The 14,422-nt window shown below is 58.3% G+C and carries 13 protein-coding genes; 7 read left to right on the plus strand and 6 right to left on the minus strand.

Annotated features, from left to right (window positions below; genetic code table 11):
- The first annotated feature begins 5 nt into the window (after positions 1-5).
- The 4 genes from ACTHXA_RS05635 to ACTHXA_RS05650 are packed head-to-tail and all read left to right on the plus strand — an operon-like array spanning position 6 to position 3,035.
- Positions 6-809 carry a metal ABC transporter ATP-binding protein gene (locus tag ACTHXA_RS05635; protein ID WP_441670228.1) on the plus strand — a complete coding sequence of 268 codons (804 nt, stop codon included), beginning with the start codon at positions 6-8 and terminating at the stop codon, positions 807-809.
- Entirely contained in the window at positions 806-1,762 is a 957-nt protein-coding gene (locus ACTHXA_RS05640) for a metal ABC transporter permease (protein ID WP_441670230.1), read from the plus strand. Before ACTHXA_RS05635 ends, ACTHXA_RS05640 begins: the two co-directional genes overlap by 4 nt.
- Positions 1,759-2,610 carry a metal ABC transporter permease gene (locus tag ACTHXA_RS05645; RefSeq protein ID WP_441670232.1) on the plus strand — a complete coding sequence of 284 codons (852 nt, stop codon included), beginning with the start codon at positions 1,759-1,761 and terminating at the stop codon, positions 2,608-2,610. The genes ACTHXA_RS05640 and ACTHXA_RS05645 overlap by 4 nt, the downstream gene beginning before the upstream one ends.
- Positions 2,607-3,035 (plus strand): Fur family transcriptional regulator, encoded by a 429-nt coding sequence (locus ACTHXA_RS05650; RefSeq protein WP_441670234.1) that lies wholly within the window; start codon positions 2,607-2,609, stop codon positions 3,033-3,035. Before ACTHXA_RS05645 ends, ACTHXA_RS05650 begins: the two co-directional genes overlap by 4 nt.
- A 64-nt stretch (positions 3,036-3,099) precedes the next feature.
- Here ACTHXA_RS05650 and ACTHXA_RS05655 read toward each other — a convergent pair whose 3' ends face one another.
- The 5 genes from ACTHXA_RS05655 to ACTHXA_RS05675 all read right to left on the minus strand — a co-directional run bounded on the left by ACTHXA_RS05655 (position 3,100) and on the right by ACTHXA_RS05675 (position 8,914).
- Positions 3,100-4,146 carry a zinc-dependent alcohol dehydrogenase gene (locus ACTHXA_RS05655; protein ID WP_441670236.1) on the minus strand — a complete coding sequence of 349 codons (1,047 nt, stop codon included), beginning with the start codon at positions 4,144-4,146 and terminating at the stop codon, positions 3,100-3,102.
- Positions 4,146-4,955: an SDR family NAD(P)-dependent oxidoreductase gene (locus ACTHXA_RS05660; protein WP_441670238.1), complete on the minus strand. Its 810-nt coding sequence runs from the start codon at positions 4,953-4,955 to the stop codon at positions 4,146-4,148. Before ACTHXA_RS05660 ends, ACTHXA_RS05655 begins: the two co-directional genes overlap by 1 nt.
- Positions 4,952-6,307: an MFS transporter gene (locus ACTHXA_RS05665; RefSeq protein ID WP_441670240.1), complete on the minus strand. Its 1,356-nt coding sequence runs from the start codon at positions 6,305-6,307 to the stop codon at positions 4,952-4,954. The genes ACTHXA_RS05660 and ACTHXA_RS05665 overlap by 4 nt, the downstream gene beginning before the upstream one ends.
- Before the next feature lie 128 nt (positions 6,308-6,435).
- Complete coding sequence (locus tag ACTHXA_RS05670) at positions 6,436-7,968, minus strand: flavin-containing monooxygenase (RefSeq protein ID WP_441670242.1); 1,533 nt, start codon at positions 7,966-7,968, stop codon at positions 6,436-6,438.
- 61 nt (positions 7,969-8,029) lie between these two features.
- The gene (locus ACTHXA_RS05675; protein WP_441670244.1) at positions 8,030-8,914 is read right to left on the minus strand and encodes an alpha/beta fold hydrolase; all 885 of its coding nucleotides are present in this window, start codon (positions 8,912-8,914) and stop codon (positions 8,030-8,032) included.
- A 271-nt stretch (positions 8,915-9,185) separates the two neighbouring features.
- On the opposite strand from ACTHXA_RS05675, the gene ACTHXA_RS05680 reads away from it, so the two are divergent.
- Positions 9,186-10,010, plus strand: coding sequence for an IclR family transcriptional regulator (locus ACTHXA_RS05680; protein WP_441670246.1), 825 nt, complete (start codon positions 9,186-9,188; stop codon positions 10,008-10,010).
- Here ACTHXA_RS05680 and ACTHXA_RS05685 read toward each other — a convergent pair.
- Positions 9,973-10,935 (minus strand): sugar-binding transcriptional regulator, encoded by a 963-nt coding sequence (locus ACTHXA_RS05685; protein WP_441670248.1) that lies wholly within the window; start codon positions 10,933-10,935, stop codon positions 9,973-9,975. The two genes, ACTHXA_RS05680 and ACTHXA_RS05685, sit on opposite strands and share 38 nt — an antisense overlap.
- A 76-nt stretch (positions 10,936-11,011) precedes the next feature.
- Here ACTHXA_RS05685 and ACTHXA_RS05690 point away from each other — a divergent pair, with 76 nt between their 5' ends.
- Together ACTHXA_RS05690 and glpK are read left to right on the plus strand one after the other, a co-directional pair.
- Positions 11,012-12,748: an FAD-dependent oxidoreductase gene (locus ACTHXA_RS05690; protein ID WP_441670250.1), complete on the plus strand. Its 1,737-nt coding sequence runs from the start codon at positions 11,012-11,014 to the stop codon at positions 12,746-12,748.
- The gene (gene glpK / locus ACTHXA_RS05695) at positions 12,741-14,237 is read left to right on the plus strand and encodes a glycerol kinase GlpK (protein ID WP_441670252.1); all 1,497 of its coding nucleotides are present in this window, start codon (positions 12,741-12,743) and stop codon (positions 14,235-14,237) included. Before ACTHXA_RS05690 ends, glpK begins: the two co-directional genes overlap by 8 nt.
- The last annotated feature ends 185 nt before the right edge of the window (positions 14,238-14,422 follow it).

Here is a 14,422-nt window from a genome sequence, read left to right on the forward strand (position 1 = left end):
CCCTCTTGACCGACGCATCCACGACCACCCTCGCGCACTATCGCGACGTCACCCTGAGCTATGACGGGCACACGCCCGCCGCGACCGACCTCACCCTCGACCTCCACGAGGGTGAGGCGCTCGCGCTTGTCGGGCCCAACGCATCCGGGAAATCGACGCTGCTCAAGAGCATGGTTGGGCTCGTCAACCCGATTCGCGGTGATCTACACGTACTTTCCGGTTCCCCGCGCCGAGCTGCGCGTGAGATTGGCTATATGCCGCAGACCGATGAAATCGATCCGGAGTTTCCGGTATCGCTGCGGCAGGTCGTCATGATGGGCCGGTTTCGGCGGCTTGGACCGCTGCGGTGGCCCGGTCGCGCCGACCGCGAGGCGGTGGATGCGGCGATCGCCCGCGTCAATCTCACGAAGCACGCGGGGACTCGATTTGGGGATCGTTCGGGCGGACAGCAGCAACGAGGCCTGCTCGCGCGGGCGCTCGTGACTGCGCCGCGACTACTACTGCTCGACGAACCCTTCAACGGGCTCGACACCACGAGCCGACAAATGCTCATGCAGACACTGCGCGAATTACGTGCCGAGGGTGTCGGGATTGCCGTGTCCACACACGACCTCGAATTGGCGCACCAAGTGTGCTCGCACGTGCTGCTCATTAATCGCCGCCAAATAGCGTGCGGTCCGATCCACGAAACGCTCACTCCAGAACACGTCACTGAGACCTTCGGAGAATCTGCCGAGCACTTCGACACGCACAGCGACCTCGTTGCCCACCCGCATCCTGTCGCTGAGCCGGAGCGGTCGGGCCTGTGACCGATATCGCCGTCATGTTCGGCGCGCCGTTCATGCAGAACGCGGCACTCGCCCTGGGGCTGCTCGCGGTCATTGCCGCAGTGGTCGGAGTGGCGCTGAACCTTCGCGACCTCGAATTCGTAAGCGATGGACTCGTGCACGCGGTGTTCCCCGGTGTGGTCATCGGGCTTGCCGTCGGTGGTAACGACGGCATCTATATTGGCGCGATCATCGCCGCGCTGATCGGCACCGTACTGCTCACGATCGCCACGAACCGTGGCGTCGGAACGGATGCGAGCACCGCAGTCCTGCTTGCCGGCGCGTTCGCGCTCGGCATCGTGATTGTGTCGCGAACGACCACCTTCGCATCCGGAGTGGAAGAACTGCTGTTCGGCCAGCTGCTGACCATCGGCACGAGTGACCTCATCATTATCGCGGTGCTCGGCGGCCTTGCCCTGCTGCTGGCGACGGTGACTTGGAAGGAACAGGTCTTCATCTCCTTCGACCGTCGCGGCGCCGAAGCAACCGGAATGCGCGTCTTCGCGTATGAACTCGCGCTCAACCTGGCCATCGCACTGGTTGTCGTGGCCGCATCCCGCGCGGTCGGCAATCTGCTTGTGCTGGCACTGCTGATCGTGCCCGCAGCGGTCGGTCGACTCCTTGCGCGCCGGCTCGCGAGCATCCTCGTCATCGGAATCGTCGTCGCACTTGTGGGTAGTTTCGCCGGTCTTGTTGGCGGGTATTGGCTCGCGGTGGATGCGCGGCTGCCGGTTTCGCCTTCCGGTGTGCTGGTGCTGAGTTTGGTCGCGATCTATCTGGTTGTTGCCGCTGTGACCGCACTTGTCGGTCGCATCCGTGTAAGTCGACGTCCGAGGATCTCATCGCCGCTCATGACGCGGTCGAGCGGCGGCATCGGCACTGACGCCGCTATTGGCACCACCGCAGTTAATCGTGCTGACGAGGTGCGCGCATGACCGTATTCAGTACCGCGCTGATCGCGGGCATCCTCGTTGGCGCGCTCGCGGGTCTCGTCGGTTCAATTGTCGTCTTGCGCCAGCGCGCGTTCTTTACCGTGGCACTTACTCACGCCACATTCCCCGGTGGGGTAGCCGCCGCGCTGCTCGGGATCAATATCGTGTTCGGGGCGGCGGTGATGGGGCTCCTGCTCGTGTCGCTCATGCTCGCGCTTGGTCGCATTCGTCGACAGGGGCGGCAAGTGGCTGCGGGCATCGTGCTGTCCTTCGGCTACGCACTCGGGACTTTTCTGCACTCGCTCAATCCGCAACTGCAAACCCGCGTCGACTCCTTCCTGACCGGGCAGATTCTCGGGATCTCGTCGACGAATTCCTGGATCATCGCCGGGATGCTCGTGCTCGCGATTGTGGTCATCGGACTGTTTTGGAAAGAGATCCTCTTCTCGACTTTCGATCGCTCCGGATTCGAAGCGGCGGGCTATCGCGAGTGGCGGATGGAAGTGCTCACGCTGTTGCTCATTACCGGCACAGTCGTCGCCACGATGCCCGCGATCGGCTCGATTCTTGCCATAGCGATGATCGCGGCACCCGCGGCGGGCGCACGACTGGTGACCCAGCGCATCCAATTGCTGGTACCGCTCGCAATGGTCTTCGGCGTCGCGGCCGCGGTGCTCGGCCTATACGCATCCCGATGGTTCAATATCGCGGCGGGCGGGTCGATGGCGCTCGCGGCCACGCTCGTGTTCGTTCTCGCTATGGCTTGGGGGTGGATGCGCCGGGCAATATCCGGGGGAGCGTCGGTGACGCTATCCCGATCCGAACCTGTCCCCGATAGGGTGTCTTCATGACTGAGAGCCGGGACACTTCACCGCAGCGTCGTCACACGTGGCAGCGCGAAGCGGTGCGTGAATCGCTGCGTCAGCGCGAAGGTTTTGTGACAGCCCAGGAGCTGCACCGAGAGATTGAAGACTCCGGCCAGCGGATCGGGCTCGCCACGGTGTATCGGGCACTCGCTTCACTCGCCGAAGACGGCGACGCCGACACGATGCTCAACCCGGATGGCGAACATTACCGATTCTGCGAGACTGAAGACCATCACCACCACCTCGTGTGCCGCAATTGCGGTGCGACCGAGGAAATCACCGACCCCGCCGTCGAGCGCTGGACCGCGCGAGTCGCCGCGGAACACGGGTACACCGAGATCAGCCACACGCTCGATATTTTCGGGTTGTGTGCGGGGTGTACTGCGGCGAAGCGGGAGTCTTCCGCGTAGAAGCTGCTCACCGACGCTGAGTTTCAAACAGTTTCGTAGCGGTCAACGTGCTCAGCCGAGACAACTATGGCTCTACGACGACTCGAACGGGAGAATCGGCACGATTGTTGAATGCGGCAACACCTTCATTCACCTCACGTAGCGAAATTGTCCTGCTGACAGACGGAGCGAGTCGAAACGATCCGTCGCTGAGAAGGTTGACGATTCGCTCGATATCGCGACGTGCGCTTCCGTAGATTCCATACACTCGCAACGAACGACGGACGAAGTGCGCCGGTGGGGTGAGCTCCAGAGTTCCGGTTCCAATGCCGACGATTGCGAGTTGCCCGTGAAGATCGAGCAGTTCAAGCGCATCCTTTGTAGTGGTTGATGATCCCACGCAGTCGATGACGTGATCGACCCCGTTTGGGTTGCCGCACTTTTCGAGGATGAGGTCTCGACTAGTGTCGTCGCGGGGATCGACCGCCAGCACCGCACCTGCTGCGAGGCATCGGTCCCGCGCGACTGGGTCTGTATCGATGACAATCACCCGCGCAGCTCGAAGTACTGCGAGCCTCACCGCTTGCATCCCAAGACCACCAGCACCAATGACGACCACCGAGTCATCGGCCATGACCTCGAGAAGCCTCAACGCGTGCTCGACCACCGAGGCACTATCAATTATCGCGGACTCCGCAAACGAAATCCCCTCGGGTATTGGCACCAAATTGGCAATGGGAACGGTGATGAATTCAGCCAGGCCCCCATCGACATGGATGCCAATGGTGCGGCGTTGCGCGCAATAGTTTGCTTCGTCTCGCGCACAGTGTCGACATTTGCCACACCCGATCGTGGGGTCGATGTAGACATGTTGGCCAAGCATGGTGCTCTCGGTATCGTCATGAACAGTCTCGACCGTGCCTGAGACCTCGTGTCCCAAGGTAAGGGGTGGCGGTGCCGTAGGAGTATGCCCTTCGATGATGTGCAAATCGGAACGACAGATTCCCACGGCGCGTACTCGGACGAGTGCTTCCCCTGGCCCCGGCTCGCGCCTCGGGATTTCGACTAGCTCAAGTGGTTCACCAGGACCGGTGAATCGAGTCGCAAGCATGGTGCTGTTTTCTGCTGACATTAGAGATTCCCCGTTGCTTTGCCTATGCCCAAGTACAGTCCGCCGCCACTAAATCCACCATCAACGGGAAGGTCTGCTCCGGTGATGAATGAGGATTCCGGACCGAGCAAGAATGACACCGTTCGCGCCACTTCACCCGGATCGGCACCTCGCTGGAGCGGTGTTGCTGCCTGGTTTGCGTCGTGGAAGGTCATTTTATCTACCCCGTGGACGTAAGGATCTGGGGAGTTCACCATCTCCGTTTCAATCAACCCTGGGCACACACAGTTCACCCGGATGTCTCTGGATGCGAACTCGATCGCTGCTGATCGAGTCAAGCCACGCAACGCCCACTTTGAAGCCGAATATGCGGCTCCGAAGTACCCGCTCAGTCCTGCGGTGGACGAGATATTGACGATCGACGCACCAGTGGAAAACAACGGACTCAAGGTGTGGATGCCGAGGAACGCCCCGCTGAGGTTGACGGCCAGCACGCGCTCCCATTCTTCAGGTGTTGTGGCACTGACCGTCTTGCGCAGCGTTATGCCAGCATTGTTGACGAGTCCAAACAGTGGCACGCCCGTCGATGTGACGGTAGCAGCCACCTGGTCCCACCCTTCGGTGGTTGCGATATCGGCAACCACCGAAGTGAGTCGTTCACTATTCGTCCCCGAAGATTCGTGGAGCTGCTGCCAGTAGGGTGACGTCGCCGGATGGATATCTACGGCGACAACGTGCGCACCTAGGTTGAGCATATGCAGTACTTCCGCTGCGCCTTGGCCGCGAACGGCACCTGTAACGACGACAGCTTTACCAATCCAGTACGTCATTCTACTGAAGTGGGGACGTTGGCAGGCTTTGTTCCTCCGCCAGAAAGCGGTTCACTGCTCTCACCGATTTCGGAAAGCGGCTTCCCTGCGGTCTCTTTGATCACAATGGCACCGACCACCGCGAGCGCGCCAAGCACCACGATCCAGAGCGAGAAGACCCAAGACAGACCGATCGAGGTGAGCCACGTATTGGCGTACGGCGCCATTCCACCAAAGATCGCCACGGATACGGAAGACATCAGGCCAACACCGCGAGCGCGTGCCGAAGTCGGAATCTGCTCCGCAAGCAGCGCGGGGAACATCGAGGCGAGGATGGCCCAGACGAGCAGTCCGAGAAGCTGGGCAGCGAAAAGGGTCCACGGCTGGTCAGTGACCATCCAGCTGATCGGGAATACCGCAAGCATGACCCCAATACCAAAGGCTGCGAGTGTTCGTTTTCGACCCCAGCGGTCAGCAAGAATCCCGAAGAACGGCAGGGTCAAGATGCACAGGAACTGAGCGATCAAGCTCGCGATGTAGGCACCGTTAGGGTCCATTCCCTTTTCCGCGATCGCATTGGTCGGGGCAAAGGTAACCCAGACGTAGTAGATGGTGTTGGTTGCAGCGCAAATCATGAGGATGCGAACACCGAATGCCAACAGTTGGCGGCCCGTCAATTTCGTGGGGGCCTGAGTGTCCTGCTTCTCCGCTTCAAACACATCCGATTCCTCTGCCGAACGACGCAAGAAGAGCGCATAAACTCCCAACAGTGCACCAACACCGAAGCCAATTCGCCATCCCCACTCGCTCATTGCCTCAGCGCCCAGAATGCCGGTCAGAATCGCAGCCATCGCGGTTGCAGCCATCACGCCGATCATCACACTAATGAAGACTGAGCTCGTCCAGAGCGCGCGATTCTTATCGGGAGCGATCTCCGCGATGTAGGTGTACGCCACACCCGATTCACCGCCGTGTGCGAGGCCCTGTGTCAGCCTGAGAATAACGAGCAGCACAGAGGCAAGCACCCCGACCTGATCGTAAGTTGGCACGAGAGCGAGTCCTAGACTCGTCAACGCGAGCAACATCATCGTGACAATAAGGGTGAATTTGCGTCCGCGACGATCACCCAGGATACCGAAAAGCCAGCCGCCCAATGGACGAGCGATGAATCCGGCTGCGAATACCGCGAGTACCGCGAGGAGTGCGGAGGTCGGGTCATTGTCATCGAAAAGATTGGCGGCAAGGTATACGGAGAAAGTCGCATAGAGCGTCCAGTCGAACCATTCGAGCGCATTGCCGACCGCCGCTGCGCGGATGGACCTTAGCCGTTCGCTTTTCGTGAGACTAATCTGCGCCGTTGCTGATTTCGTCATTTGATTACCTTTCATAAACACCACACAGGTGTTTGCTTTCAGTTTGCGGTTCCTCGATGCGAGGACCAACAGATAGAGGGGTGAGAACTGAACTCACCGGGATGCCAAGAGTTAGTCGTGGTTACTAGCTATGAGGTCGCGACAAGCGCCGCCTGACCGTGCTGCGCGTAGACGGCCGGGTCGAAATCGGCACACTGGTCCCGGTAGCTGTGGGCGAAGTTTGGCCATGTCAGAGTGAGTCGCCCGTTTCGGGGGTCAATGTACCAACTGCTGCATCCGCCAGCGAGCCAGGCCGTCGACTGCGCCTGCTCGTGGAGGCGGTCGGCGTATTCCTGTTCAGCTTCTTCGGTGACTTCGATAACGGGTACGTCGTTATTCCGCATCCAGTTGAGCGCATCGATGACGTAGTCGATCTGTACCTCAATCATGTACACGATGGAGTTATGGCCGAGGCTCGAAGCGGGGCCGTTGAGCATGAACATATTAGGAAAATTGTGCACGGTGACCGAGTTATAGGCCTGCATACCGGTGGACCATTGTTCGCCAAGGCATACACCGCCTTCACCGAATACCCGATGAGATGAGGGCAGGTCCCACGTGTCGAATCCGGTGGCAAACACCAACACATCGAGTTCGAACTCGTTCCCTGCGGCGCTGCGGGCGATTGAGCCTTCAACGTTATCGAGCGCGGCGGTTTCCAATGTCACGTTCGGCTGCTGTAGGGCCGGGTAGTAATTGTCGCTCAGAAGGATGCGCTTGCAGCCAATCTCGTAGTCAGGAGTGAGCTTGGCGCGAAGCTCTTGGTCTGCAACTTGATTCGAGAGGTGAGTCAGGGCATTTGTGCGAGCTGTCTCAACGTATTTAGGGACCAGGCTGCGGGCTGCAAACTCGTGGTCACTGTCCCAGAAGATCTGGTCGCGAAGTGCGTCGATGCTTTCCTGGCTGCGGCGAAATTGTCGCTTTTCAGCCTCGGAGAAGGAGCGATCGTTGCGGGGAACAATGTACGGAGCGCTGCGCTGGAAAACCACAAGCTCTGCTGCATCCTTGGCAATTTGTGGGATGACCTGAATTGCCGAAGCACCTGTTCCGACGACCCCGACCCGCTTGCCCTTGATCTCGGCTGTTGCATCCCATCGCGCCGAATGAAGCATCTCACCAGAGAAGCTTTCGAGGCCGGGCACATTGGGAAGCTTCGGGTCAGTGAGGTGGCCAGTAGCTGCGACAAAATATCGTCCGGTGAATTTACCGTGCGGAGTGGTTACTTCCCACAGGCTGAGGTCGCTATTCCAACGCGCGTCGAGCATTTCATGGTCGAATCGTAGGTGACGCTCGAGCCCGGCTTCCGTTGCAGTTTCTCGAATGTAATCCCAAATTTCGCCTCCCGGCGAGTACATTCGCGACCAGTCCGGGTTCGACGCAAACGAATAGGAGTACAGCGGTGAGGGTACATCGCAAGCCACTCCGGGGTACACGTTGTCGCGCCACGATCCCCCGACATCGCCTGCGCGTTCAAGAATTACGAAGGAGTCCTGTCCGTTTCGCTTGAGTTGGACGCCAAGTCCAACGCCGGCAAATCCTGCACCGACGATGATGACTTCTACGTGTTGGAGTGGTTCAGTGGTGATGGATTCCTGTCCGGAATCCGCTAGGTGGTGGGTCATGGTCTTTTCGTACTTTCTAATAGGTATGGATGTAGACAAGTCGTGTCCTAGGGCCTCGGGCCTAAGGCCTGGGGCTTGGAACCTTGGACCCGGTTGGCCATCGATATGGATCTGTGCTGAACGTGTCGATGAGGTGGACGAGTTCAGCTGGCCGCTCGAGCGTGACTGCGTGACCGGCTCGAACTTCGGCGAGGCGTGCGTTCTCGATTGCGCCGAATAATTGATCGGCGTGATGCCGAGGCACCATTTGGTCGTCGGTGCAAGTGATGATGAGCGTCTGCGCCGTAATCGAGGCAACCTGATCGCTGATGTCAATGCGCCTGTTGAGATCCATCTGCATAGCAAATGCGCGCTCAGCAGTAAGGCTCGAAACGATTTTGGCTAGCTCGTCGTCCGACTGCCGATTAACAAATGCGGGGCTGAGAGCGGTGAAGGCGGTAAATGCGCCCGCGGCTGCGGTGTCTTGTTCCCACATCGCTCGCCAAAGGTCGTTACGCAATCGTTGATGTGCGTCGGACTTCATCCATCCGGACGCAAGTACCAGTTGCGAAATGAGGCTTGGAGTAGTGCCTGCCACCGCAGCGGCTACCACCGCACCGAGGGAGTAACCAACGAGTGTGACTGCCTGGTTTGAAGCCTCGTGGATTACTGCCGTGACTTGATCGACGAGGTCTTGCAGTTCGAGTTGGTCCTTGTCTTCTGGAACCGTGAGGTCTACGGACACCACCTGCCGTGCACGGGCAAGCATCGGGAAGACAAAGGGGAAATGCTGTTCTGTATTTCCGCCCGTCCCGTGCACGAGTACCGCTGTTGGCTGCCCGGCCCGTGGTTTCCCCGCTACGTGGTAAGTCACCTGTTTGCCGCCAACATTGATTGTTCTCGTGGCTGGACTCGTGTGCAGTGGCGTTGAGTCCGCCACCTCTGTCGTCAATGTCTCTGTAATCAATGGTCGCCCCTCTTGTATTTGGAAGTTCATTCACTGGACTTTTAGTGTGCCTAGAACTGAGGTCAAGATGACTTCGTTGTCGTCGGCGATTCCAAGGAGTGAAGCACAGTGCGGAACTATGCGTCAACCCCCTTCGATTTGCACGTGAAAAAACGTTCACTAGAAGTCCATACAATGGACTGTATGTCCTGAATGACGCATGCTTTGATCTGAAGAAAGATGAAATGTAGCTGCGCGGCTAGGGTTGCTTGCGCAAGGAAGGAGGCCTCGCATGAACGAGAGCAGTGCGAGCCTGGTAGTCAAGATTGCCGCGATACTGCGTACCGTTGCGGACTATGGCCAGAATGGCGCGCGGCTGGTGGACATTGCCAGCGAAAGTGGTGTCGTGCGGCCAACGGCACATCGAATCCTCGGTAACCTCGCTCGAGAAGAGCTAATTACGCAGCGTCCTGACCGAAAGTATGCTTTGGGGCCGCTCGCCTTCAGGCTTGGGCTTAGCGCGCCCTTCCCGCTCGGTGATATTGACGCGATACAGGCGATTGTGCAGGATCTCGCGGACTATACGACCGTCACGTGTTACGTGGGCATCCTTATGCGTCGACGAGTTCTGTATGTCGCTCGAGCGCAGGGCTCGTCACCTGTGCATGTGTATTCGGTCGAAGTTGGCGAAACTAGGCCACTCACAACTACTCACGCAGGAATCGCATTGCTATCGGGTATTCCCGCTGAAGACCAGGACCTGATACTTGCACCCGATGCTCTTGAACGAACCCGAAAGCAGCTTGATGTCCCGCTCGTATTGGATGCCTCGACCATTCGCGAAAAAATGCACCAGGTCGAGATGAACGGCTACTTCTACGGTCACGATCTGACCTCTCCAGGTATCGCAGGCATGGCAGCGCCTGTTCCAGTGAGCTCCGGGCCGCCATTCATTGCCGTCACGATTTCATCGATCAATGCACACCTCCCCAGTGAAACGGCAGATCGTTTAGCACCGCGGCTATTGCAGGCAGCTGCGGAAATCTCACGTTCTGTCGCAAACTCTGGCGGTTCCTTCGCTAGTTCAACAGCAGCCTTGCCGACTCAGAGTCGATAACAAGGTCGGTGATAAGTCCTGCCGCCAGGGCTCCGCGCAGACTCGCAGATTTTGCCCCTCCCGACACGACACAGCACCGCCTAGCGACAGATCGAAGTTGCGCAAGTGACGGGCCTGTCGCTCGCTCATTCAACGGAATTCCGTCGCTGGATCCGTCTTGTCGATAGAACACTGTAGCCACATCGCCTACAACGCCAACGTCACGGAGCGACTTCAGATCATTCCGGTCTAAGTACCCGCCCGCGTAGACATGGCTGGGTACGCCGGCATCGGCGGCACCGACGCTAAAGATGACCAAGCTCATCCGGTGTTGGATGCGAAGAATACGTTGTGTGCTTCGCTCACGCCACATCGCCTTCTTCGTATCGGCATCATCGAAAAAAGCGGGCACTGGGAACTGCTGTGCGCGAGCATCGTACGCGTGGGCAAACCGACTCAACAGCTCGCTGGCGTAAAGCACTCCAGTGCTGTGGGTATTGCCCGAACCGTTGATCTGTACAAATGTTGACCCCGTATCCCGTTTGGGGATTAGGTGGCGGCTGACCGCCGAAATCGTTGAACCCCAAGCGAGCCCAATAACCGCACTTGGCAGAATTAGGTCCGCAAGTACGTGTGCCGCTGCCGTCGCGACCCGATCAAGCCGTTCCACCTCGCTAATCTTGTTCGGCACTGGCACAACATTTGCCCGAATGCCGAATCGATGTCCGAGCTGCGTTTCCAGAGATTCTGGGGCATCGAATGGCGATTGCACGCGGATTTCAACAATGCCCGTCTCCCGTGCGTAGGTCAGCAATCGCGACACCGTCGACCGCGACACCGAAAGCTCCCGCGCAATAGCATCCGTGGTTCGGTCCTGGACGTAGTAGAGGTGGGCCGCCGTGGCAGCACGACGAATTCGCTCGAGGTCTTGATCTTGCGAATCCATAAGACAAGTGTGCACGTTTGTGCAATGCGGCGTCAATATCGTGCAGGCCTGGCACTGTATGTCTCAGGAGGAACACATGAACAACACGAACGCTCCGCGCGATCGCGCAACTTGGACCGCACTGACCGAACGTCCCAATGCTGACGTCCTAATCATCGGCGGCGGGATCAATGGTCTGGCCACATTCCGAGATCTAGCCATGCAAGGTATCGACGTCGCGCTCATCGAACGCCACGACTACGCCAGTGGGGCCTCGGCTGCCTCGTCGCACATGATTCACGGCGGTGTGCGCTATCTCGAAAATGGCGAATTTCGTCTCGTTCGCGAAGCTGTGATTGAACGAAATGATCTGCTTCGCACCGCACCGCACTATGTTCGACCCTTGCAAACCACTATTCCCATCACGAAGACGTTTTCGGGACTTTTCACTGCGCCCCTGCGGTTTTTCCGGCACGGTGCAGGTCCTCGACGTGAACGCGGGGCTCTGCTCATCAAGGTCGGACTCATTCTCTATGACTCATTTTCCCGCGACGGCGGGACCGTGCCTCGCCACACTTTCCGAGGGCGGCGTCGTTCCATGGAGGAGCTGCCACAGCTACACCAATCGACGAAATACACTGCGACCTATTGGGATGCTTCGGTGCACGACCCCGAACGGCTGGCGTTAGATGTACTCCGTGACGGCAAGGGTGCTGGCCACGATCAGGCTCGTGCGTCGAACTATGTGGCGGCAGTCGGAATCGACGGCGAGGGCCGCACTATCATTCGTGACGAGGTGACCGGTGCTGAACTGTCCTTCAATGCGAAGGTAATCATCAACGTCACTGGTCCGTGGACAGACCTGACCAACACCGCACTTGGTCGCCCATCGAAGTATATGGGCGGCACCAAGGGCTCGCACATCGTCATTGACAATGCGGAATTGCTCGAAGCAACTAACGGTCGGGAACTTTTCTTCGAAAACAGCGACGGTCGCATCGTCCTCATCCACCCCATGAAGGGCCGAGTCCTGGTAGGAACGAGCGACTTGGAGCACGACATGGCAGACCCAGTCCAGTGCACCGAGGAAGAGGTCGACTACTTCATAGACCTCATCGGCCAAGTATTGCCAGACATTCAAGTGGATCGATCGCAAATCGTGTATCGGTTTAGCGGTGTACGACCGCTGCCTGGCCACGATGATCTGGCTCCGGGCTTTGTGTCGCGCGATTACAGGATCGAAGAAGAGACGATTCATGGCGCGAGTGAATCGACGCTACTTAGCCTCGTGGGCGGGAAATTGACAACCTTCCGCGCTTCGGCGGAGAGCCTCGCGGATGCGGCTCTTCGAACTCTCGGCCGAGACCGGAAGCGGCATACACGCGGCGTCGCGATCGGAGGTGGTCGTGGCTTTCCCACCTCAGTTATGGATCGAGAAGCATGGGTCGCCAAGTATGCCAACAGCGTTGGTGCCGATCGAGCCAACCGCCTCCTGGAGCGCTATGGAACTGTCGCAAGCGAAGTCATTAGCGAACTCAGCAAGGATCCGTCGGATGCTCCGTTGACTCACGCACCCGAATACAGCACGGCAGAGTTCCGTTACCTTGCAAAGTTCGAGTCGGTCGTTCACCTCGACGATATTCTGCAGCGACGTACCAGCATTGCGTTCGTTGGAGGCGCGAGTCAGGAAGCAGCACATGAAATCGCGGACGCCATCGCTCCAATATTGAATTGGGATGAGTCGGAGATCTCCGCCGAAGTTCAACGCGCGCTCACACGTGTGAATGCGGCTCACCCGAATTGGCCCGAGGAACAGGTGTCCACCATTGTCTAAATACGTGCTCGCCCTCGACAACGGCACTACGTCGACGCGCGCAATCGTGTTTGACGAAACCGGCTCGCCCATTGCGACCTCACAGCGAGAACACCGACAGATATTCCCTAGACAAGGATGGGTCGAGCACGACCCCGTCGAGATCTGGACGAATGCGGAGTGGGCGATCGCATCCGTCATTGCGAAAGCCGGATTGATGCCCCAGGACATTTCGGCAATAGGACTGACGAATCAGCGCGAAACCGTATTCGTGTGGGACCGTCACTCGGGGCGTCCTGTCTACAACGCGATTGTGTGGCAAGACACCCGCACGCTGCCTCAGCTAAACGAGATCTCTCCTGAACAAGCCGAAACCATTTCTGCGCTGACTGGTTTGCCGGTCGCGACCTATTTCTCGGCGTCAAAAATTGCCTGGATTCTTGATCAGGTTCCCGGCGCTCGAACTGCAGCAGCGCGAGGAGACCTCCTTTTCGGGACAGCGGATTCCTGGTTGGTATGGAATCTGACCGGTGGATCCCGCGGTGGCATACACATAACCGATGTAACGAACGCTAGCCGTACGCTCTTGCTCGACATCGAAACGCTGGAGTGGTCGAGCGATCTTTTGGATATCTGGGATATTCCACGCGTAATGCTGCCCGAAGTACGTTCCTCTTCGGAGATTTTTGGTTCAGCCCATTTGCGGAGTATTGAAGGAGTTCCCATTGCAGGAATTCTCGGAGATCAACAAGCAGCCGCATTCGGGCAGGCCGCATTCGAGTCGGGTGAATCAAAGAATACTTACGGGACTGGCAATTTCTTGCTCGTTAATACAGGTACGGAGCTCGTACGCAGCACCCATGGCCTGATAAGTACCGTGGCATACCGATGTGGCGACGAGCCAGCTCGATACGCTCTCGAGGGTTCTATTGCTGTAACTGGTTCCCTCGTCCAGTGGCTCCGCGACAATCTCGGTCTTATCGAGCGTTCCGAAGAGATCGAAGAGCTTGCGCTTTCGGTTGCCGACAACGGCGGCACATACCTCGTGCCAGCATTTTCTGGGTTATACGCACCGTATTGGCGACCAGACGCACGGGGAGCGCTCGTCGGACTCACTAGTTTCGTCAATCGTGGCCACATCGCTCGTGCTGCGTTAGAGTCCACAGCGTTTCAGACACGCGACGTCATGTCAGCGATGACTGCAGACACGGCACTGGCGCCGACCCTGCTCCGCGTGGACGGGGGAATGACACGCAATAACTTACTCATGCAATTTCAGGCAGACATCCTCGGCGTATCAGTCGTTAGGCCAAGAGTGATTGAGACGACTGCTCTCGGTGCTGCATATGCGGCAGGCCTTGCAACCGATGTATGGCGTGATCGGGAAGAACTCCGTACCCACGCACGTATTGATCGCAAATTTGAGCCATCGATGACCCGCGACGAACGCGATGCCAGGTTGGCGCGCTGGGCACGGGCCGTCGAGAAGTCCTTGGATTGGTCTGACTGACTGTGGTTGTTCGCCCACGAGTCAGATCATGATGGTGGGGTTTTTCGGACTCCGTTGCTGGCGCAGAGTACGTTGAGTTGTGGGAGTCTCCGGAGTGAGCGCGCACCGTGAATTCGTGCTCGATTATTTCGAGAAACTATTGTGCAAAGCGCAATCTGTCGCGTAAAGTTGCTAGCTGGTGCGTT

The sequence above is a fragment of the Gulosibacter sp. genome (assembly GCF_052090685.1).
GTDB lineage: Bacteria > Actinomycetota > Actinomycetes > Actinomycetales > Microbacteriaceae > Gulosibacter.